The organism is Pseudacidovorax intermedius, assembly GCF_001476815.1.
Lineage (GTDB): Bacteria > Pseudomonadota > Gammaproteobacteria > Burkholderiales > Burkholderiaceae_C > Xenophilus > Xenophilus intermedius_A.
In genome coordinates, this window is sequence record NZ_LDSL01000062.1 from 1 (window position 1) to 19149 (window position 19149).

17 protein-coding genes are annotated in these 19149 nt (G+C 71.4%); all 17 read right to left on the reverse strand.

Annotated features, from left to right (window positions below; all coding sequences use genetic code 11):
• A partial coding sequence (locus tag NS331_RS10390) for an MATE family efflux transporter (RefSeq protein ID WP_058641919.1) occupies positions 1-910 on the reverse strand: 910 nt, incomplete at its 3' end.
• A gap of 100 nt (positions 911-1010) precedes the next feature.
• Positions 1011-2747: a hypothetical protein gene (locus NS331_RS10395; RefSeq protein WP_058641920.1), complete on the reverse strand. Its 1737-nt coding sequence runs from the start codon at positions 2745-2747 to the stop codon at positions 1011-1013.
• Positions 2748-2903: 156 nt separating this feature from the next.
• Positions 2904-3167 carry a type B 50S ribosomal protein L31 gene (locus NS331_RS10400; RefSeq protein ID WP_058641921.1) on the reverse strand — a complete coding sequence of 88 codons (264 nt, stop codon included), beginning with the start codon at positions 3165-3167 and terminating at the stop codon, positions 2904-2906.
• Between the two features lie 127 nt (positions 3168-3294).
• Positions 3295-4599 carry an ArgE/DapE family deacylase gene (locus NS331_RS10405; protein ID WP_058641922.1) on the reverse strand — a complete coding sequence of 435 codons (1305 nt, stop codon included), beginning with the start codon at positions 4597-4599 and terminating at the stop codon, positions 3295-3297.
• Between the two features lie 14 nt (positions 4600-4613).
• Positions 4614-5891 carry an aspartate aminotransferase family protein gene (locus NS331_RS10410; RefSeq protein ID WP_058641923.1) on the reverse strand — a complete coding sequence of 426 codons (1278 nt, stop codon included), beginning with the start codon at positions 5889-5891 and terminating at the stop codon, positions 4614-4616.
• Positions 5892-5912: 21 nt separating this feature from the next.
• A complete protein-coding gene (locus tag NS331_RS10415; RefSeq protein ID WP_058641924.1) occupies positions 5913-6947 on the reverse strand; it encodes a phosphotransferase in 1035 nt (344 codons plus the stop codon).
• 176 nt (positions 6948-7123) lie between these two features.
• Positions 7124-8152: a histone deacetylase family protein gene (locus tag NS331_RS10420; protein ID WP_058641925.1), complete on the reverse strand. Its 1029-nt coding sequence runs from the start codon at positions 8150-8152 to the stop codon at positions 7124-7126.
• 45 nt (positions 8153-8197) lie between these two features.
• Complete coding sequence (locus NS331_RS10425) at positions 8198-8887, reverse strand: GntR family transcriptional regulator (RefSeq protein WP_153012810.1); 690 nt, start codon at positions 8885-8887, stop codon at positions 8198-8200.
• Positions 8884-9807, reverse strand: a complete 924-nt coding sequence (locus tag NS331_RS10430) for a DMT family transporter (RefSeq protein ID WP_058641926.1) — start codon at positions 9805-9807, stop codon at positions 8884-8886. Before NS331_RS10430 ends, NS331_RS10425 begins: the two co-directional genes overlap by 4 nt.
• Positions 9804-10856 carry a histone deacetylase family protein gene (locus NS331_RS10435; protein ID WP_058641927.1) on the reverse strand — a complete coding sequence of 351 codons (1053 nt, stop codon included), beginning with the start codon at positions 10854-10856 and terminating at the stop codon, positions 9804-9806. The genes NS331_RS10430 and NS331_RS10435 overlap by 4 nt, the downstream gene beginning before the upstream one ends.
• Before the next feature lie 14 nt (positions 10857-10870).
• Positions 10871-12232: an aminotransferase gene (locus NS331_RS10440; protein ID WP_058641928.1), complete on the reverse strand. Its 1362-nt coding sequence runs from the start codon at positions 12230-12232 to the stop codon at positions 10871-10873.
• A 13-nt stretch (positions 12233-12245) separates the two neighbouring features.
• Positions 12246-13178, reverse strand: a complete 933-nt coding sequence (locus NS331_RS10445) for a 2-hydroxyacid dehydrogenase (protein WP_058641929.1) — start codon at positions 13176-13178, stop codon at positions 12246-12248.
• Positions 13175-14830: an ABC transporter ATP-binding protein gene (locus tag NS331_RS10450; RefSeq protein ID WP_058641930.1), complete on the reverse strand. Its 1656-nt coding sequence runs from the start codon at positions 14828-14830 to the stop codon at positions 13175-13177. The genes NS331_RS10445 and NS331_RS10450 overlap by 4 nt, the downstream gene beginning before the upstream one ends.
• A complete protein-coding gene (locus NS331_RS10455) occupies positions 14827-15672 on the reverse strand; it encodes an ABC transporter permease (protein WP_017762286.1) in 846 nt (281 codons plus the stop codon). The genes NS331_RS10450 and NS331_RS10455 overlap by 4 nt, the downstream gene beginning before the upstream one ends.
• A gap of 22 nt (positions 15673-15694) precedes the next feature.
• Positions 15695-16666 carry an ABC transporter permease gene (locus tag NS331_RS10460; protein WP_058641931.1) on the reverse strand — a complete coding sequence of 324 codons (972 nt, stop codon included), beginning with the start codon at positions 16664-16666 and terminating at the stop codon, positions 15695-15697.
• Between the two features lie 19 nt (positions 16667-16685).
• Positions 16686-18251, reverse strand: a complete 1566-nt coding sequence (locus NS331_RS10465; RefSeq protein WP_058641932.1) for an ABC transporter substrate-binding protein — start codon at positions 18249-18251, stop codon at positions 16686-16688.
• Positions 18252-18301: 50 nt separating this feature from the next.
• Positions 18302-19090, reverse strand: coding sequence for a class II aldolase/adducin family protein (locus NS331_RS10470; protein ID WP_082702388.1), 789 nt, complete (start codon positions 19088-19090; stop codon positions 18302-18304).
• Positions 19091-19149: the final 59 nt, after the last annotated feature.

A 19149-nucleotide genomic window follows, 5' to 3' on the forward strand; every position in this document is an offset into this window, starting at 1 on the left:
CCGGCCGGCCGGCCCCCATCCAGTAGCCGACGCGGGCGCTCGTGGCCAGGCCCAGCGACAGCGGCACCATGTAGGCCACGGCGGTGAGGTTCGAGGCGATCTGGTGCGCCGCCGTGGCCGTGCTGCCCAGGCGGGCGATGAACAGGGCCATGAAGGTGAAGGAGCTCACCTCGACCATCACCGACAGACCCGCCGGCACCCCCAGCCGGGCGAAGGCGCCCAGTTGCGGCCAGTCCGGCCGCTCGGGCCGGCGCCAGAGCCGGTAGGCTTGGTACTCGGGCCGGTGGCGCAGCATCAGCACCGCCACGGCCAGCATCAGCCAGTTGACCGCCAGCGTGGCGAGCGCGCAGCCCAGCAGGCCCAGCGCCGGCACGCCCAGGCCGCCGAAGGTCAGCCAGATCGACAGCGGCACCTTGACCGCCAGCGCGCCGACCTGCAGCCAGGTCACGAAGCTGGGCCGGCCGATGGACTGGTTGAGCGTGGCATAGATGCGAAACAGCAGCGCCGCCGGCAGGGCGGCGGCCAGCACCGCCAGGTACTGGCCCACGGCGCCGCGCATGGCGGGCGGCACCTCGGTCCAGGCCAGCAGCGGGCCGGGCGACAGCAGCAGCGCCGCGCCCACCGCCGTGGCGGCGGCGCACAGGTACAGCGCCTGCCGCACCGAGCGGCCCATGGCCTCGCGCCGGCCGGCGCCGTGCAGCTCGGCCCACACCGGCAACAGGGCCTGCAGCGTGCCGGTCAGCGCCACGAACACGCTGATGAAGATGGCGGCACCGATGGACAGCGCCGCCAGCGCATCCCGGTCGAAGCGGCCGGCGACCACGGTGTCGGTGACGCCGAAGGCCATGGTCGCCATCTGGCCGACCAGCACGGTGCCGGCGTGGCGGGCGATGAGGCGGCGCTCGCTCATCGGCCGCCCCAGGGCCCGGTCCGATGTCGCAGCGCCGGGGCCCGTCGCGGGTGACCCTGCCACCGGTCCTCGTCGCGGGGCACCGCCTTCGTGGCGCCGCTCACTGCGGCCCCTGCCGGCGGAACAGCAGCAGGTCGTCGCTCGGGCTGGTCGGGCGGCGGAAGGTGCCTTCGAAATGCCAGTCGGCCATGCGGACCTGATTGGGCAGGCTGAAGAGGTAATCCGGATGCACCAGCAGCCAGCCGCACCGGGCGCCGGGCGCCAGCGGCTGCAGTTCGAAGCGGCCATGGTGGCGCAGCGCGGCGATCTGGGCCCGGTTCAGGCCCAGTTCGTCCACGCAGCCGGGGGCGTCGCCCAGGCGCTGGGCCAGGGCGCGCACCTGCGGCTCGTAGCTGCGGGCGTAGTCCAGCAGCGGCAGCCACAGCGTCATCAGCAGCAGCCAGCACAGGGCGGCGCCGCCGGCGGGCAGCACCAGCGTCTTCCACAGCGCCGCGCGGTGGCGGCCGGTGCGCCAGCGCACCAGCCAGGCCCAGGCCACCGTGGCCGCCACGGCCAGGCCCAGCGCCAGCCAGGAGAACTCGGGCACGAAGCCGGGCGCCAGCCGGTAGACGTTGGCCGCCGGCTTGGCCGGCACGCCGGTGTGCAGCGAGATCCAGTACACCCAGATGAACAGCGCCACGCCGCTGAAGAAGAGCAGGGTGAACCAGTCGATCAGGGCCGACACGCTGCGCCGCAGCGTCGGCAGCGAAAAGGCGGCCAGGGTGGCGAAGGCGGGCAGGCCGATCAGCAGCGAGCGTTCGCCGAAGTCGGTGAAGATGGTCGAGAACGAGGCCGCCAGCATGAAGCCCAGCGGCAGCGCCACATGGCGCGCGGTGAGCTGCCGGCGCCAGCGCCACAGCGTCCAGAGCGCCAGCGGCCAGGCCGGCCAGGTGAACCAGATGAAGAGCTTGGCCAGGCCGCGCACCTCGGCGATGAGGCGCACGTTGGGCTCCTCGCCGGGCAGCGACAGGTTCCAGTGGAACTGGCCGAGCGCTGCGGCCACGCCGGCCGCCAGCGCCGTCAGCAGCACCAGGCCGAGCACGCCCAGGCGGTCGTAGACGGGGCTGGCGTCGCCGTCGGGCTCGCGCTGGCCGAGCAGCAGTTCGCGCCAGGCCAGCACCGTGCAGCCGCCACCCAGGATCAGGCCCATGGAGGGCGCGCCGCTCAGCGCCAGGCCGAGGGTGCCGACGCCGAACGCGGCCAGCGGCGCCGCGCGGCGGTAGGGCAGCGCGGCGCCGCCGTAGAACAGGAGCGCGGCGAAGAAGAGCTGGGCCAGCGCGGGCGTGGTCTCGTGCCCCAGCTGGGCCAGGCCCAGGCTGGCGATCAGCGCCAGCAGGCCGCCGTCGGCCATGGCCCGGGCGTAGTCGGTGGGCCGGGCCTCGCCGCCGAAAGCGAAGGCCACCGGCTGGGCCCGCGGCGTGCGCGCCAGGTAGTACACGGCATACCAGGTGGCGGTGAAGGTGCACCACAGCATCAGCGCGAAGACGATGCGCACCGCCAGGTCGGGCGGCAGCCAGCCCGGCGCGAGCTGGATGGCCCAGGCGCCGATCCAGTACGGCAGCAGGGCGGGAATCTCGGGCCGCAGGCCCAGCATCGTCGGGTCCAGCCAGCGGGCCAGTCCGCCGGCGTTGTCGGCCAGCGCCGCCATGTAGCCGAAGGAGGCGACGTCGGCGCTCTTCCAGGGCCCGCGGCCGATCAGGCCGGGCATGAGGTAGGCCGCGCACAGCAGCAGCAAGGCCAGCCGGGGCAGGCGGCGCACGGCGTTCTGGGCGACGATGGCGGGATTGGGGGGACTCAATGCGCGTGGCTCACGGGTCGGGCGGACGGGGGGCTGGCAGGCCTGCGGGCGCCCGGGCTGGCCGGGCGGCGCATCGGCAAAAAACAAAGGGCAGCGCGGAGATCCGGGCTGCCCTCGTTGCACCGCACGGGGCGGCGCTTCGCATGCAAAGACGGCTTACTTGGAGGACAGCGCGATCTTGCCGAACTTGTTGCGGAACTTCTCGACGCGGCCGCCCATGTTGTCCACCGACTTCTGGGTGCCGGTGTAGAAGGGGTGCGACTCGCTGGAGGTGTCCAGCTTGTACAGGGGGTATTCCTTGCCTTCGAAGGTCTCGGTCTCGCGCGTGTTCACGCAGGAGCGGGTGACGAACTTGAAGCCGTTGGACAGGTCCAGGAACAGGACTTCGCGGTAGTCGGGATGGATGCCTTCTTTGGCCATGGTGATTCCTTGAGCGGGTCGATGCGGGAGCCACTGCGCACAACCATCGTGCGAGCACTTGCCGCGAAAAGCCCTCCATTCTAGCGTGGCGGCGCCGTGAGCGCCAGTGCGGCGCGCATCCGCCCGCTCACGCGTCCACCACGCCGCACCAGTCGACGATGAACTGCGCCATGGCGGCCGTCACGCGCTGCATGCTTTCGAGGGACACCGCCTCGTCGATGCCGTGGATGTTGCGGGCCGTCGGCCCGTAGTTGGTCACGGGGATGTCCGTCGCCAGCCGGAAATGCCGGCCGTCGGTGGTGGCGGTGCAGGCCAGGCGGGCCGGCGGCTGGCCGGCGATCTTCTCGTGGGCGGTAGCCAGGGTACGCATGGCCGGCGCCTCCAGGTCGTAGACGCAGCCGGGCGAGCGGTGGCCGCGGGCGTCGATCTCGACCACCAGCGCCGGATTGAGCGCGCGGGCCTTGGCGCGGATGCGGCCGCCGACCTGGGCCTCGACGTCCGCCGGGTCCATGCCGGGGTAGTAGCCGATGCGCAGGCCCAGCGTGCAGGTGCAGGGCACCGAGGAATTCCATTCGCCGCCCTCGATGCGCCCCAGGTTGAAGTTGACCGGATGCGCCACGTCCGCAAAGGCCGGGTGGCGGTTCTCGGGCCGGTTCCACTCGGCCTCCAGTTCCTTGAGGTCGGCCATGATGGCCATGGCCGCCTCGATGGGGTTCAGCCCCTGGCCCATGTAGGCGACGTGCGCCGGTCGGCCGGTGAGCGTGACGAACAGCCAGCTCACGCCCACCTGCGCGCTCATCAGCGTCTCGCCGAAGGGCTCGGGAATGATGACGGCGTCGAAGTCGCTGAGCCTGGCCTTGGCCCGGGCGGTCTGCAGCGCATGCAGGCTGGCGAGCGTGCCGTTGCCGGTGTTCTCCTCGTCCAGCACCGCGTTGAAGCCGACCGTGCCGGCCGGCGCCAGGCCCAGCATGCGCAGCAGCCGCAGCGACGCCAGCGCGCAGACGATGCCGCCCTTCATGTCGCCGGCGCCGCGGCCGTACAGCCAGCCGTCTTCCACGCGCGGCACGTAGGGGCCGGTGGTCCACAGCGATGCCGGGCCGGTCGGCACCACGTCCAGGTGGCCGTTGAAGAGCACCGAGCGGCCCTGGGCCCCCGCCGGCGGCAGATGGCGCGCCAGCAGGTTGTGGCGGCCGCCGTCCGGATCGCAGGGGCAGGAGAACAGCGCCAGGCCCTCGATCTGCCGGCTGTCGAGCACGATGCGTTCGCAGTCCAGCTCCATGTCCTGCATCAGGCCTTCCAGAAAGTCGGCGGCGGGCTGCTCGGCGCCGGAGGGGCTGGGCGCGGCGACGAAGGCGCTGAGCGTGTCGATCATCCAGGGCGTCAGGGTCTGGGCCGCGTCGCGCAGCTGGGCGGGCGTGGGGGAGACAGGCATGGGCGATGGCGGCTTCACAGGCGGGCGAGCACGTCGTCCAGCGTCCGCACCAGCAGGTCGGCATGGGCGCGTTCGAAGACCAGCGGCGGCCGCAGCTTGAGGATGTGGGCCGCCTCGCCCGTGGCGCTGAGCAGCACGCCGGCCTGGCGCAGGCCGTTGACGACCCGCGCCGCCTCGGCCGTGGCGGGCGTGCGGCGGGCGCGGTCGGTGACCAGTTCGACGCCGATGAACAGGCCCGCGCCGCGCACCTGGCCGATCAGCGCGTGTTTCTCGGCCAGTTGTCGCAAGCCAGCCATCAGATGGTCGCCGACCGCCTGCGCGTTGGCCTGCAGCGCGCCCTGCTGGAGCACGTCCAGCACGGCGCCCGCCGCCGCCATGGACACCGGATTGCCGCCGAAGGTGTTGAAGTAGCGGCACTGCCGGCCGAAGGCCGCCATCACCTCGGGCCGCACCGCCAGCCCGGCGACCGGATGGCCGTTGCCCATGGGCTTGCCCATCGTGACGATGTCCGGCACCACGCCGTGGCGCGCGAAGCCCCAGAAGGCCTCGCCGGTACGGCCGAATCCCGGCTGCACCTCGTCGGCGATGAACACGCCGCCGGCCTCGCGGATGGCGTCGACGGCCGGCTGCAGGAAGCCGCGCGGGCCGGTGAAGATGCCGTCGCTGGAAAAGACCGTGTCCACCAGCAGCGCGGCCGGCCGGATGCCGGCGGCCTGCAGGTCGGCGATGGCGCCGCGCACGCCATCGGCGAAGCGGCGGCCCAGCGTGCCGGCGTCCAGGTCGTCGCCGTCCGGCGGGGCCACGGTGCGCACCGTCTCGCCCAGCTGCACGTAGCGGCCCAGCGAGGGCGAGGCCTCGGCCAGGCTGGCGGTGACGCCGTGGTAGGCGAAGTTCGTGATGATGACGCCCTGGCCGCCGGTGTGGGTGCGCGCGATGCGCAGGGCCAGGTCGTTGGCCTCGCTGCCGGTGCAGGTGAACACGGCATGGCCCAGTTCGGCGGGCAGGGTGGCCAGCAGGCGCTCGGCATAGTCCAGCACGCCCTCGTGCAGGTAGCGCGTGTGGGTGTTGAGCGTGGCGGCCTGGCGCGCGATGGCCTCCACCACCTGCGGATGGGCATGGCCGACGCAGACGACGTTGTTGTAGGCATCGAGGTAGCGGCGGCCCTCGGCATCGAACAGCCACACGCCCTCGCCGCGCACCGGGTGCAGCGGCTCGTCGTAGAACAGGCGGTAGCTGGGGCCGAGCAGGCGGGCGCGGCGTTCGATCAGGTCGGCGGTGGTGGGCGTGGGCATGGTCCGGGCGCGTGCAGCAGATCAGGGACAGGCGTGGCGCAGCGCGTCGTCGAGCGCGCCGGCGGGCAGGGCGGCCAGCGCCGCCAGCCGCGCCCAGGAGGCGCCGTTGTTGCGCAGCAGGTAGGCCGCATTGGCCGGCTCGCGTGCCGCGCGCCAGCCGCTGATGGCGACCACCATGGCGAGGCGGGTGGCGACGAGCATCGGCAGCAACGCGCGCTCGGCGGCCGACAGCGGCATGACGGCGTGATAGGCGCTCGCGAAGGCTGCGATGCTGTCTGCGGGCGCCTGCGCATCGAGCTGGTACGAGGCGGCGACCGCCAGGTCCACGATGCGCGGCGCGGCGACCATGTCGCCGAAGTCCAGGATGCCGACCAGCCGCTCGGGCGCCTGCGGGTCCACCAGCAGGTTGGAGGGGTTGAAGTCGTTGTGGATGGGCTGGCGCGGCAGCGTGCGCAGCACCGGCAGTGCGTCGCCGGCGAAGCGGTCCAGCGCGGCCTGGGCGAGGGCGCGCCGTGCGGGGTCGTCCACGTGGGCCAGCAGGCTGCGGGTGCCGAGGGCGCGCTGCAGGTCCCAGGGCAGGGGCAGCGCGCCGGCGGGATGGCGCAGGCCGGCGAGGGCCGCGTCCAGTCGGGCGAGCAGGGCGCCCATGTGCGCGGCCCGGCCGGCAGTAGGCGGCGCCTTGGGCAGGGGCAGGCCGTCCAGATAGCTGAAGAGACGGACGACGCGCGGGGCGTTGCCGATCGCCCCCTCCACCACGGAGAACTCGCCGCTGCGCGTGGGCAGCAGGCGCTGCACCGGCAGCTCCGGCGCGGTCGCAGCAAGGTGAAGCAGGGCCTGCGTCTGGAAGTCGGCCACGACCGCGCTTTCGACCGGGTGCGACACCTTCAGCATGCACGGCGCTCCGCCGCCTGCCGGCTGCAGCAGGAAGTTGGCGTCGCGCTCGCCGCCGAGCGGCGTCAGCGTTCCGTTCAGGCCGTAGTGATGCCGCAGCAGGCGCGTGGCCTCGGTCAGATCGACCGGCGCGGGCGGCGCGCACAGGACGGCAGCTTCGGGCAACTGGTCGAAAGCGTCGTCCTCACTCCCCGTCCGTTCGGGCTGAGCCTGTCGAAGCCTGGGCGCGGCAGCCGGCGCGCCGTCCTGCCCTTCGACAGGCTCAGGGCGAACGGATTGAGGGCCGTCGGGCACTTCAGACGCAGGGCGAAGCGCTTGGAAGCTCGGTGGCGCTTGCAGATTCATGCCGCCGCCTCGAAGCCGCCCAGCGCACTGCGCAGGTTCGGGCCCAGGTCGGGTGAGAGGTAGCCGCCTTCCTGCACCAGCACCGTGGGCAGCCCCAGCCGCGCGAGTTCGCCGGTGATGCGGGCGAAGCCCTCGGTGCTGACGGCCAGGGCGCGGTAGGGGTCGTGCTCGTGCGCGTCCAGGCCCAGGGCCACCACCACGGCGCCCGGCGCGTAGGCGCGCACGGTGTCCAGGGCCTGGCGCAGGGCGACGAGGTAGGCCTCGGTCCCCGTGCCGCGCGGCAGCGGCACGTTCAGGTTGAAGCCCAGGCCTTCTCCCTCGCCATGCTCGTGCGCATGGCCGGTGAAGAAGGGCGTGCAGAAATGCGGGTCGCCGTGCAGCGAGACGGTGAGCACGTCGCGCCGGCGCCAGAAGATGCCCTGCGTGCCGTTGCCGTGGTGCACGTCGACGTCGACGATGGCGACGCGGTCGAAGCGCTGGCGCAGGTGCTGGGCGGCGATCGCGGCGTTGTTGAGGTAGGTGAAGCCGTTGGCCCGGTCGGCATAGGCGTGATGACCCGGCGGGCGGCACAGCGCATAGGCGGCGCGCTCGCCGTCCAGCACCAGCTGGGCCGCATGCGTGGCCGTGTGCGCGGACCACACGGCCGCCTCCCAGGTGTGCTGGCCCACCGAGCAGGCCATGTCGCCCAGGTGGTAGCCGGCCTGGCCGACCAGGCTGTCCGGATAGGTGAAGGGCTGCCCCGGGAAGGGATGCACGTTGGGGATCACCTCCAGCGAGGGATCGTCCAGTTGCTGCCAGCGGGCCCAGGCCGTCTCCAGGAACCGCAGGTACTGGGGCGTGTGGATGGCGGCGCGCGGGCCCGGGCCGTGGTCCGCGGGCGCGACGACCTCGTGGCCCTGGTCGCGCGCAGCCTGCAGCAGCAGGTGCGCCCGCTCGGGCTGCTCGTTGCTGCGCTTGAACTTGCCCCGCACGATGAACTGCTGCGGATCGTGGCCGACGTGGCGGTCGCTGTAGATGACTTTCATGGGCGTGCGGGACGTCGGTTCGAACGAGGTGTTGAAGGAGGAGGGTCAGCGTGTGGCCAGCCGCAGCCGGGCGACATGCTCGCGCGCGTCCTCGAGGTGGAAGCGCAGCGCCTGTTCCACGGCCGGCGCATCGCGGCGGCGCAGGGCCTCGGCGATGGGGCCGTGGGTCTGGGCCAGCGAGGCCGGGTCGCCGTAGCTGTCCTCGGTCAGCGCGAGGAACATGCGCACCTCGTTGCCCATGTTGGCGAAGAGCTGCTGCAGGTAGTCGTTGCCCGACAGGGCGCAGAGCGCGGCATGGAAGTCCAGGTCCAGCGCCACGCGCTCGGCCTGGCTCAGCGTCGCGGCGCGGGCGACCATGTCGTCGACGCGGGCGGCCATGGCGTCGAGCTGTGCATCGCTGGCATGGCGGCAGGCCAGCGTGGCGCCCATCACCTCCAGCGTGGTACGCACGGCATAGAGGTCCTCGATCTGCTTGGTGCTGACGGTGCGCACGGTGAAGCCGTGGCGCGGGCGGGAGACCAGCAGGCCCAGGCTTTCGAGCCGGCGGGCGGCCTCGCGCACGGGGGCGCGGCTCACGCCCATCTGGCGGGCCAGTTCGGCCTCGACCACGCGGTCGCCGGGGCCGATGCGGCCTTCGAGGATGGCCCGCTGCAGCTCGGCCTGGATCAGCCCGACCAGGTCGGGCGCCTGGATCGAGGCGAAGGCGGGGGCGGATGTGGGCAGGGCGGCGTTCACGCGGTCTCCGGGAATCGTGGTCGTGGCGTTGCGGCGGATCGTGCCAGATACACGCCGGCCACCGCGATGCAGGCCATGCCCGCCATCGCCAGGCCGTCCGGTGGGCGCTGGAACCAGAAGGCGCTGATCAGCACCGCCAGCAGCAGCTGCACGTAGTTCAGCGGCGCCAGCGTGGACGCCTGGGTGCGCCGGAAGGCCGCCAGCAGCAGCAGTTGCGCGCCGCCGCTGGCCAGGCCTCCGGCCAGCAGCACCAGCGCCTGGGGCCAGGCCGGGGCCTCGACGTCCTGCGCCAGTGCCGCCAGCACCAGCGTGACGGCCAGGCAGGTGAAGGCCGCATGCGCGAACTGCACCGGCCCGGGCACCAGGCCCGACAGCCGGCGCGTGAACACCTGGAACAGCGCATAGCCGGTGGCGGACACGGCCATCAGCAGCGTGCCGGCCAGCGGCAGGTCGTGCCCCGGCCGCACGATCAGCAGCATGCCGGCGAAGCCGCCGGCCACGGCCAGCCACTGGGCGCGCCGCACCCGCTCGCCCAGCAGCGCGGGCGCCAGCGCCACCATCAGCAGCGGTGCCGTGAAGTAGATGGCGGTGGCCTCGGCCAGCGGCATGGTGACCAGGGCCGTCATGAAGCAGGTGGCCACCAGGGCCAGCATGCTGCTGCGCGCCAGCAGCAGGCCCTGGTGCGGCTGGCGCCAGAAGCGCAACTGGCCGTGGCGCAGCAGCAGCCCCAGCCCCACGGTGCTGATGCAGACGTAGCGCGACAGGTTCACGACCACGGGCGCATGGGTGGCGACCATCTGCTTGGCGAAGGCATCGTAGAAGGCGAAGAGCAGCAGCGCACCCAGGAAGAGCAGCACGCCCGCGCCCGGCCCCTCGCGCCAGTCGGGCAGCGATGCGGCCGGCGCGGGCAGGGCGCTCATGGACGCAGCCCGGCCAGCAGCGCCGCCAGCCCCGGGCCCAGCGCCTCGACCATGTAGCCGCCTTCCTGCACGATCACCGTCGGCAGGGCCAGGGCGCGCAGGCGCTCGCCGATGGCGCGGTAGGCGTCGAAGTCCAGGCGCAGCACGCTGATCGGGTCGTCGCGGTAGGTGTCGAAGCCCATCGGCAGCACCAGGGCCGAGGGCGCGAAGCGCGCGATGGCGGACACGGCCTCGTCCAGCGCCGCGATGAATGCGGCATTGCCGCTGCCATGGGCCAGCGGCAGGTTGAGGTTGAAGCCCTCGCCGGCATCGGCGCCGCGCTCGTGCGCATAGCCGGTGTAGAAGGGAAAGTAGCCGGCCGGATCGGCATGGGTGGAGACCGTCAGCACCTCGGCGCTGGCGTAGAAGATGTTCTGCGTGCCGTCGCCGTGGTGCGCGTCCACGTCCAGCACGGCCACCTTGCCGAAGCGCTGGCGCAGCGCCTCGGCCGCCACGGCGCTGTTGTTGACGTAGCAGAAGCCGCTGGCGCGGTCGTGGTGCGCATGGTGGCCCGAGGGCCGGCACAGGGCATAGGCGAGTCGCTCGCCGCCGGCCACGGCCATGGCCGCCGCATGCGCGGTGTGGGCCGAGCGCAGGATCGAGCGCCAGCTGTGCGGCCCCAGCGGCGAGGCGAGGTCGCCCACGTAGTAGCCCGTCTGCGCCAGCAGTGCGGGGCTGGGGCAGGGGGGACGCCGCTCGCCGGGCGCCACGCCGTAGTAGGGCGACAGGTTGGGCAACACCTCGATGCCGGGCTCCAGGCCGGGGCGGCCGAGCTTCTGCCAGCCCTCGTAGGCGCCGGCGAGGTAGTCGAGGTAGTGCGGCGCATGCACGGCCTCGAGGGGCGTGCGACCGGCGTCGGCCGGCACCTGCACCGCGATGCCGTGCGCCAGCAGCGTGGCCTGCAGCGCCTCGGCGCGGGCGGGCAGGTCGGCCGGCTTGTGGATGCGGCCGATGCGCATGTACTGCTGCGGCTGATGCAGCAGCTGGTCGGGGCAGAAGAAGGCCTGCATGGTCGTCGTCCCGCTCAGAGTGTCTTCTCGAAGCGGCCCAGCGCGCGGCCCAGGCGGGCGAACAGCTCGTCCATCTCGGCGGGCGTGATGATGAGCGGCGGGCACAGGGCCACCGTGTCGCCCATGGCGCGCACGATCAGCCCCTCCTCCAGCGCGTACTGCGCCACCTGGTAGCCGGCCTTCAGGGCCGGGTCGAAGGGCGCGCGCGCGGCGCCGTCGGCCATCAGCTCCAGCGCGCCGATCAGGCCCACGGCGCGCATGTTGCCGACGATGCGGCGCTCGGCCTGGGTGGCCAGGCCCTGCGCGAAGCGCGGCGCGAGCGCGCGGGTGTGCGCCAGGATGCCTTCGTCCTCGTAGACCTTGAGCGTCTCCAGCGCCACGGCGGCGGCCACCGGATGACCCGAGTAGGTGTAGCCGTGGCCGAAGGTGCCGATGCGGCCGCTGTTGGCGGCCATGGCGTCATGCACCTTCTGCGACACCATCACGGCCGAGATCGGCACGTAGGCTGAGGACAGCGACTTGGCGCAGGTGAGGATGTCCGGCCGCATGCCGAAGGTGGTGGTGCCGAACATCTCGCCCGTGCGGCCGAAGCCGCAGATCACCTCGTCGGCCACCAGCAGCACGTCGTAGCGGCGCAGCACGGCCTGGATCTTCTCGAAGTAGGTCGGCGGCGGCACGATCACGCCGCCCGCGCCCATCACCGGCTCGGCGAAGAAGGCGGCCACGGTGTCGGGGCCTTCGTTCAGGATCAGCTGTTCCAGCTCGTCGGCGCGGCGGGTGGCGAAGTCCTCGGCCGATTCGCCGGGCAGCGCGTCGCGGTAGTGGTGCGGGCTGCCGGTGCGCAGGATGCGGTCGATGGGCAGGTCGAAGTCAGCATGGTTGGCGGCCAGCCCGCCGATGCTGGCCGAGGCCACCGTCACGCCGTGGTAGGCGCGGTCGCGGCCGATGATCTTCTTCTTGCCCGGCTTGCCGATGGCGTTGAAGTAGTACCAGATCATCTTCACGGCCGAGTCATTGGCCTCGGAGCCCGAGTTGGCGAAGAACACGCGCGCCATCGGCACCGGCGCCAGGGCCAGCAGCCGCTCGGCCAGCTGCGCCGCGGCCGGATTGCTGCGGTGGTTGAAGGTGTGGTAGTAGGGCAGCGTCTTCAGTGCATCGATGCCGGCCTGCACCAGCCGCGGATGGCCGAAGCCCAGCGAGGCGCACCACAGGCCGGACATGCCCTCGATGTAGCGGCGGCCGGCCTCGTCCTCCACGTGGATGCCGTCGCCGCGGGTGATGAGCAGCGGCTCCACCTGGCCGTGGGTGGCGAGGTTGGTGTACGAATGCAGGTGGGCCGCGACGTCGGCGGCGGCATTGGGGGTGCGGGCGTTCATGGTCGGTCTCTTGTCAGTAGCCGCGTTGAAGGTCCACCGCCACTTCGGCGGCGCGGCCGGCGCGGATGCGTTCCAGGTTCAGGCGGGTCTGGCGAGCAATCACCGCTGGCTGGGTGCGGGTGGCGATGTGGGGCGTGACGAGGATGCGCGGGTCGCGCCAGAAGGCATGACCGGCCGGCAGCGGCTCCTGCACAAAGGCGTCGAGCGTGGCGGCGCCGAGATGGCCGGCGTCCAGCGCCGGGATCAGGTCGGCCTCCACCAGGTGGGCGCCACGGCCCACGTTGATCAGGTGCGCGCCGCGCGGCAGTTGCGCGAAGAGGTCGCGGTTCAGGATGCCGGTGGTCTCCTCGGTGAGCGGCAGCAGGCACACCAGCGTGTCGCAGCCAGAGAGGAACTCGACCTGCTGCGCCTGCCCGTGGAAGCCTTCCAGGCCTTTGGGCAGTTCGCGCGGGCTGCGGCTCCAGCCGCGCACGCTGTAGCCCAGCGCCATCAGCGCGCGGGCGCAGACCAGGCCCAGCGTGCCCAGGCCGGCGATGCCGACCCGGTGTTCGCGCGGCGGTTGGATGGGCGCCTCTTCCCAGCGGCCGGCGGCGGCGCTGGCCAGGTAGCGGCCCATGTGGCGCTGGCCGTGGATCACGGCCCAGGTCACGTAGGCGGCCATGCCCGATGCCATGTCGGTGTCGACGATGCGGCACACCGGAACGTCGGGCAGGGCGGGATCGGCCGTGAGGTGGTCGATGCCGGCGCCCACGGACTGGATCAGCGACAGCCGGGGCATCCGGGCCATCAGCCCCGCCGGCGGGCACCAGCAGACGGCGGCATCGATGGCGTCCAGCGGGCCCAGGTCGGCCATGGTGCGCAGGTCCGCGTCGGGGAATTCCGCGCGGAAGGCCGGCAGCAGGTAGCCGAAGTCGAGGTTGGCGCTGAGGAAGGCGAGGGTGGTCAACGCGACGTTTCCTTTTCGGCCGTGAGGCGCGGTACGGCCTCGATCAGCATGCGGGTGTAGGGATGCTGCGGATCGGTCAGCACCTGCGCGGCCGGGCCGTATTCGACGACGGCGCCGCGCTGCATGACGGCGATGTGGTCGCACATCTCGCCGGCCACGCGCAGGTCGTGGGTGATGAAGACCATCGCCAGCTTGAAGCGCTCGCGCACCTCGGCGAAGAGCTGCAGCACCTGCGCCTGCACCGACACGTCCAGCGCCGACACGGGCTCGTCGGCCACCAGCAGCTCGGGCTCCAGGGCCAGGGCGCGTGCGATGCCGATGCGCTGGCGCTGCCCGCCGCTGAATTCGTGTGGATAGCGCTCGGCCGCCTCGGGGCCCAGGCCCACCAGGCGCAGCAGTTCCAGCGCGCGGGCCATGGCCTCGGCCTTGGGCACGCCCTGGGCGATGGGCCCGGCGGCCAGCGTGGGGCCGATGCGGTGGCGCGGGTTGAGCGAGGCATACGGGTCCTGGAAGACCATCTGCACCTTGCCCTGGGTCTGCCGGCGCATGGCCGCGCCGGAGAGCAGGCTCTTGCCCTTGAACAGGATGCGCCCGCTGTCGAAGGGCTCCAGCCCCACGATGCAACGGCCGACGGTCGACTTGCCGGAGCCCGATTCGCCCACCAGCCCCAGCGTCTCGCCGCGCCGCAGCTGGAAGCCGATGCCCTTGGCCGCCTCCACGCGCCGGCCCTTGCTGAAGAAGCCGCCGCCGCTCACGTAGGTCTTGCGCAGGTCCTGCACCTGCAGCACGAAGTCTTCCTGCGTGGCCGCGCTCGGCTCGCGCAGGCGGCCCTGCGGGATGGCGGCGATCAGCTTGCGGGTGTAGTCGTGCTTCGGGTGCATCAGCACCTCGTGGGCCGGGCCGGATTCGACGGCCACGCCGGTCTGCATCACCACCACGTGGTCGGCGATCTCGGAGACCACGCCGAAGTCGTGCGTGATGAAGAGCAGGGCCGTGCCCTTGCGCTGCTGCAGCTCGCGCATCAGCGTGAGGATCTGTGCCTGCGTGGTCACGTCCAGTGCCGTGGTCGGCTCGTCGGCGATCAGCAGGTGCGGCTCCAGCAGCAGCGCGCAGGCGATCATCACCCGCTGGCGCTGGCCGCCCGAAAGCCGGAAGGGATAGCTGTCGGCCAGCAGTTCGGGATCGGGCAGGCCCACGTCGGCCAGCGCGGCGACGATGCGCCCGCGCTTCTCGGCCGCGGGCACCGTCATGTGCGAATCGAAGACCTCGGCCAGTTGGTCGCCGATGCGCATCACCGGGTTGAGCGCGGTCATCGGTTCCTGGAACACCATGCCGATGCGCCGGCCGCGCAGCTCGCGCATCTGGGCCTCGGTGAGCGTGAGCAGGTCGGTGCCCTCGAAGAGGATGCGGCCGGCCACCGGCGCCACGTGCGGCCGCGGCAGCAGGCCCATGATGGCATTGGCGATCATCGACTTGCCCGAGCCCGACTCGCCCACCACACACAGCGTGCGGCCGGGCAGCAGCTCGAAGCTGGCGCCCTGGACGGCCAGTGCGCGGTCGCCGCCGGCGGGCAGGCAGATGTCCAGGCCTTCGACGCGCAGCACCGGCGCTTCGGGTTCCATCTCGGGCAGCGGCTTGAGCAGGGCGTTCATCGGGTGCGGCCTCCCAGCCGGGTGTTGAGTCCGTCGTTCAGGCCTTCGCCCACCAGGTTCAGTGCCAGCACGGTCAGCACGATGGCCAGGCCCGGGAACACCGCCATCCACCAGGCCTGGCGCAGCACGGTGCGGGCGGTGCCCACCATGTAGCCCCAGCTCATCTGGTTGGGGTCGCCCAGGCCCATGAAGCTCAGGCTGCTCTCCAGCAGGATGGCCGAGGCGATCATCAGCGAGGCCATCACCACGATGGGCGAGGTGGCGTTGGGCAGGATCTGCGTGAGGATGATGCGCGGCGTGGACTGGCCGGCCAGCTGCGCCGCCGCCACGAAGTCGCGCTGGCGCAGCGTGAGGAATTCGCCGCGCACCAGCCGCGCCACCGGCGGCCAGGACACCAGTGCGATGGCCGTCACGATGGAGCCGACCGAGGGCTGGAAGATGGCCACCAGCACCAGGGCCAGCGCGAAGCTGGGCACGGCCTGGAACAGCTCGGTGAAGCGCATCAGCGCCGCGTCGATCCAGCCGCCGAAGTAGCCGGCGACCGCGCCCAGGCCCACGCCGATCAGCAGCGACACCACGGTGGAGACCACACCGATCAGCAGCGAGATGCGCGCGCCGCGCACCACGCCCGAGAAGATGTCGCGGCCCATGGTGTCGGTGCCCATCAGGAAACCGGCTTCCTGCCCGGGCCGCAGGAAGGGCGATTGCACCATGTCCCAGGGGTCGTTGGTGGCCAGCAGTGGGCCGAAGGCCACCATCAGCGCCAGCAGTGCCAGCACCACCAGGCCGAAGACCGCGCCCTTGTTGCGGCAGAAGCGCCGCCAGAAACCGGAGTTGTTCATTGCCGTGGGCTCCTCGTCGGCATCACAGCCGGATGCGCGGGTCGACCAGGGTGTAGACCAGGTCGGTGATCAGGTTGAACAGGATGGCCATGGCGGCCGTCACCAGGAAGCAGCCCAGCAGCAGGTTGTAGTCGCGCTGCAGCAGGGCGTCGAACATCAGGCGGCCGATGCCGGGCCAGGCGAAGACGGTCTCGGTGAGCACCGCGCCGCCGATCATGCTGCCGGCCTGGATGCCGGCCAGCGTGACCACCGGCAGCAGCGCATTGCGCAGGATGTGCGCCCGCTGGATGCGGCCGGGCTTCACGCCCTTGGCGCGGGCGGTCTTCACGAAGTCCATCTGCGCCACTTCGAGCATCGAGGCGCGCGTCATGCGGGCATACACGGCCATGAAGAACAGGGCCAGCGTCAGCGAAGGCAGCACCAGGTGCTGGGCGATGTCCCAGGCCAGCGCCAGGCCCGACAGGCCCGAACCCACGGTCATGAAGCCGAAGCCGGGCAGCCAGTTCATCTGCACCGTGAAGAGCAGCACCGCCATCATGGCCAGCCAATAGAGCGGCGTGGCATAGAACACCAGCGCCACCACCGTGATGGCACTGTCGAGCCAGGAGCCCGCCTTGCGCGCCGCCAGCGCGCCCAGCACCACGCCGAAGATCAGCGACAGCACGAAGGCACTGCCGGTGAGCAGCAGCGTGGCCGGCAGCCGGTCGGCGATGAGCTTGGCCACCGGCTGCTGCTGCCGGTAGGAAAAGCCCAGGTCCAGTCGCACCACGTGGCCCAGGTAGGCAGCCAGCTGCGTGCCGATGGGCTGGTCCAGGCCGAACTCGCGGCGCAACTGGTCGACGAACTGCGGGTCCGACGCGCCGGCCTCGCCGGCCATCACCGACACCGGGTCGCCCGGCGCCGCCCGCACCAGCATGAAGTTGACGGTGGCGATCAGCACCAGGGCGACGAGGCCCTGCGCCACCCGGGTGAGCATGAACTGCAGGCGTTTCATGGGTGCGTGCGCGGCGTGATCAGGCGATGGAGGCGCGGCCCAGGCTGTCGTTCAGGCCGATGCCGGAGCTCACGGGGTTCTTGACCTTGCTGCGGTAGAGCGTGGGGAAGTTGATCTCGTGCAGCCAGGCGACGGGCACTTCCTCGAGCAGCAGCTTCTGCACTTCGAGGTAGATGGCCTTGCGCTTCTCCGGGTCCGCGGCAACGGCGCCGGCGGCGAAGAGCTCGTCCACCTTGGGATTGGAATAGCCCTCGACGTTGTTGAAGGGCGAGCCCTTGGCGATGTTGCTGCTGGTGTAGTTGCGCGCCACGCCCAGGGCCGGGTCGCCATATTGGTAGACGTAGGTGAAGGCCAGGTCGTAGTCCCATTCGTTGAGGCGCTGGTTCCAGCCGGCCACGTCGGTGGGCGTCATCTCGATCTTGATGCCGGCCTGGCCCAGGTGCTGGCGCACCATCTCGGCCTGGCGCTGCCACGTTTCACCGTAGGGCAGGGGCAGCAGGCGCAGGGTCTCGCCCTTGTAGCCGGCTTCTTCCAGCAGCTTCTTGGCCTTGGCGATGTCGCGCGGGTACTTCGGCACGTCCTCGCTGTAGAACTTGATGTTGCTGTTGAAGGGGCCGGTGGCCGGTTTGGCATAGCCCTGCCACGCCACCTTGGCGATGGCGTCGCGGTCGATGGCGTGCATCACCGCCTGGCGGAACTTGACCTTGTCCATCGGCGCCTTGCGGTTGTTGATCCACAGCCAGGAATGGGGCGCGAAGAACTCCCAGCCCTTGGTCGTGACCTCCACGCCGGGCAGCTTGGCCAGGCGTGCCACGTCGAAGTACTCCACCGAGCCGCCAGGCGCGATGTCGATCTTGCCGGACTCGAAAGCCGCCGCGCGCGAGGCTGCATCAGGGATGACGTGGAAGTACACGTTCTCGACCTTCGGCACGCCCGGCTGGTGGTACTGGTCGTTGGCCACCAGCTGGATGTAGGAGCCCTTGACCCATTCCTTGAACTTGAGCGGGCCGGTGCCGATGGGCGTGGCGTTGGCCGGGTTGGTCAGGAAGTCGGTGCCGTCGTAGATGTGCTTCGGGATCATCGGCATGGTGCCGGTCTCGAAGATGCCCATGAAGGGGCCGAAGGGCTGCTTGAGCGTGAACTCCACCGTCAGCGGGTCCAGCGCCTTGATGGTCTCGATCTGCTGCAGGCTGGCGCGGAAGCGCGCATGCGTCTTGCGCAGGAACACGTCGGCCGAGAACACCACGTCGGCCGCGGTGAAGGGCTTGCCGTCGTGCCACTTCACGTTGGGCTTGAGCTTGAAGGTGTAGACCGTGCCTTCCTTGTTGGCCGTCCACGAGGTGGCCAGCAGCGGCTGCGGGTTGAGCTTCTCGTCGTAGCGCAGCAGGCCTTCGTAGATGTTGCCGGCGATCATCTGCGTGGGGCCGTTCTGCACGATGCCCAGCATCAGGCCGGGCGGCTCGGGCTGCACCAGCACGTTGATGGTGCCGCTCTTCTTTTCCTGCGCCAGCAGGTGCAGCGGCACGCCCGCGATGGAGACGCCCAGGCCGGTGGCGCCCAGTTGGATGAGTCGACGACGTTGCATGTCAGGCTTCCTTTCAGTCAGCGCGATGGCGTTCAAGAGGTGTGGGGGAATCAGTCGCGGAACGAGGCGGTCGGCGCCGGTTGCTCCAGGCGCTGGAGCAGGGCGCGCCATTCGCGCGCATCGGGATCGGCGGCGCCGGGCAGGCGGTTGCTGTCGCCGCTTTCGTACTGGCGGGCCGTCAGCTCGCAGACTTCTTCGGGCACCGGATGGATCGGCTGGCCGCTGGCCTGGATGGCCAGTTGCACGCGGCAGGCCCGCTCCAGGTTGTGCATCAGGATGAAGGCCTCGGCCACCGTGCGGCCCAGCGTGATGAGGCCATGGTTGCGCAGGATCAGCACCCGCGCCGTGGGGCCCAGGTCGGCGATCAGGCGCTCGCGCTCGCCGTGGTCCAGCGCGATGCCCTCGAAGTCGTGGTAGACGACCCGGTTGTGGAACTGCAGCGCCCACTGGTTGCAGGGCTGCAGCCCGCAGGCGAGCGACGAGACGGCCACGCCGGCCACCGTGTGGGTGTGCAGCACGCACATGGCGTCGTGCCGCGCCATGTGCACCGCGCTGTGGATCGTGAAGCCGGCCGGGTTCACGTCGTAGGGCGAGGGCTCCAGGATGCGGCCCTCGGTGTCGATCTTGACCAGGGACGAGGCCGTGATGTCGCGGAACAGCATGCCGAAGGGATTGATGAGGAACTCGCCCTCGGTGCCCGGCACCCGCGCGGAGATGTGCGTGTAGATGCTGTCCTCCATGCCGTAGTGCGCCACCAGCCGGTAGGCGGCGGCCAGGTCCTCGCGCACCTGGCGCTCGGCATCGGAATAGGTCTTGGGGGGCAGGTCCTGCATCAGCATGGCGGCGTTCCGTTCAATCTGTCATCTGTCGACAGATGACATTACGCATGATGCGTGCC

What these genes read in the sequence shown, in the direction of transcription:
- NS331_RS10400 (WP_058641921.1), bottom strand. Translation starts at nt 3,167, where the DNA reads ATGGCCAAAGAAGGCATCCATCCCGACTACCGCGAAGTCCTGTTCCTG.
- NS331_RS10405 (WP_058641922.1), bottom strand. Translation starts at nt 4,599, where the DNA reads ATGCCTGTCTCCCCCACGCCCGCCCAGCTGCGCGACGCGGCCCAGACC.
- NS331_RS10410 (WP_058641923.1), bottom strand. Translation starts at nt 5,891, where the DNA reads ATGCCCACGCCCACCACCGCCGACCTGATCGAACGCCGCGCCCGCCTG.
- NS331_RS10420 (WP_058641925.1), bottom strand. Translation starts at nt 8,152, where the DNA reads ATGAAAGTCATCTACAGCGACCGCCACGTCGGCCACGATCCGCAGCAG.
- NS331_RS10430 (WP_058641926.1), bottom strand. Translation starts at nt 9,807, where the DNA reads ATGAGCGCCCTGCCCGCGCCGGCCGCATCGCTGCCCGACTGGCGCGAG.
- NS331_RS10435 (WP_058641927.1), bottom strand. Translation starts at nt 10,856, where the DNA reads ATGCAGGCCTTCTTCTGCCCCGACCAGCTGCTGCATCAGCCGCAGCAG.
- NS331_RS10440 (WP_058641928.1), bottom strand. Translation starts at nt 12,232, where the DNA reads ATGAACGCCCGCACCCCCAATGCCGCCGCCGACGTCGCGGCCCACCTG.
- NS331_RS10450 (WP_058641930.1), bottom strand. Translation starts at nt 14,830, where the DNA reads ATGAACGCCCTGCTCAAGCCGCTGCCCGAGATGGAACCCGAAGCGCCG.
- NS331_RS10455 (WP_017762286.1), bottom strand. Translation starts at nt 15,672, where the DNA reads ATGAACAACTCCGGTTTCTGGCGGCGCTTCTGCCGCAACAAGGGCGCG.
- NS331_RS10460 (WP_058641931.1), bottom strand. Translation starts at nt 16,666, where the DNA reads ATGAAACGCCTGCAGTTCATGCTCACCCGGGTGGCGCAGGGCCTCGTC.
- NS331_RS10465 (WP_058641932.1), bottom strand. Translation starts at nt 18,251, where the DNA reads ATGCAACGTCGTCGACTCATCCAACTGGGCGCCACCGGCCTGGGCGTC.
- NS331_RS10470 (WP_082702388.1), bottom strand. Translation starts at nt 19,090, where the DNA reads ATGCTGATGCAGGACCTGCCCCCCAAGACCTATTCCGATGCCGAGCGC.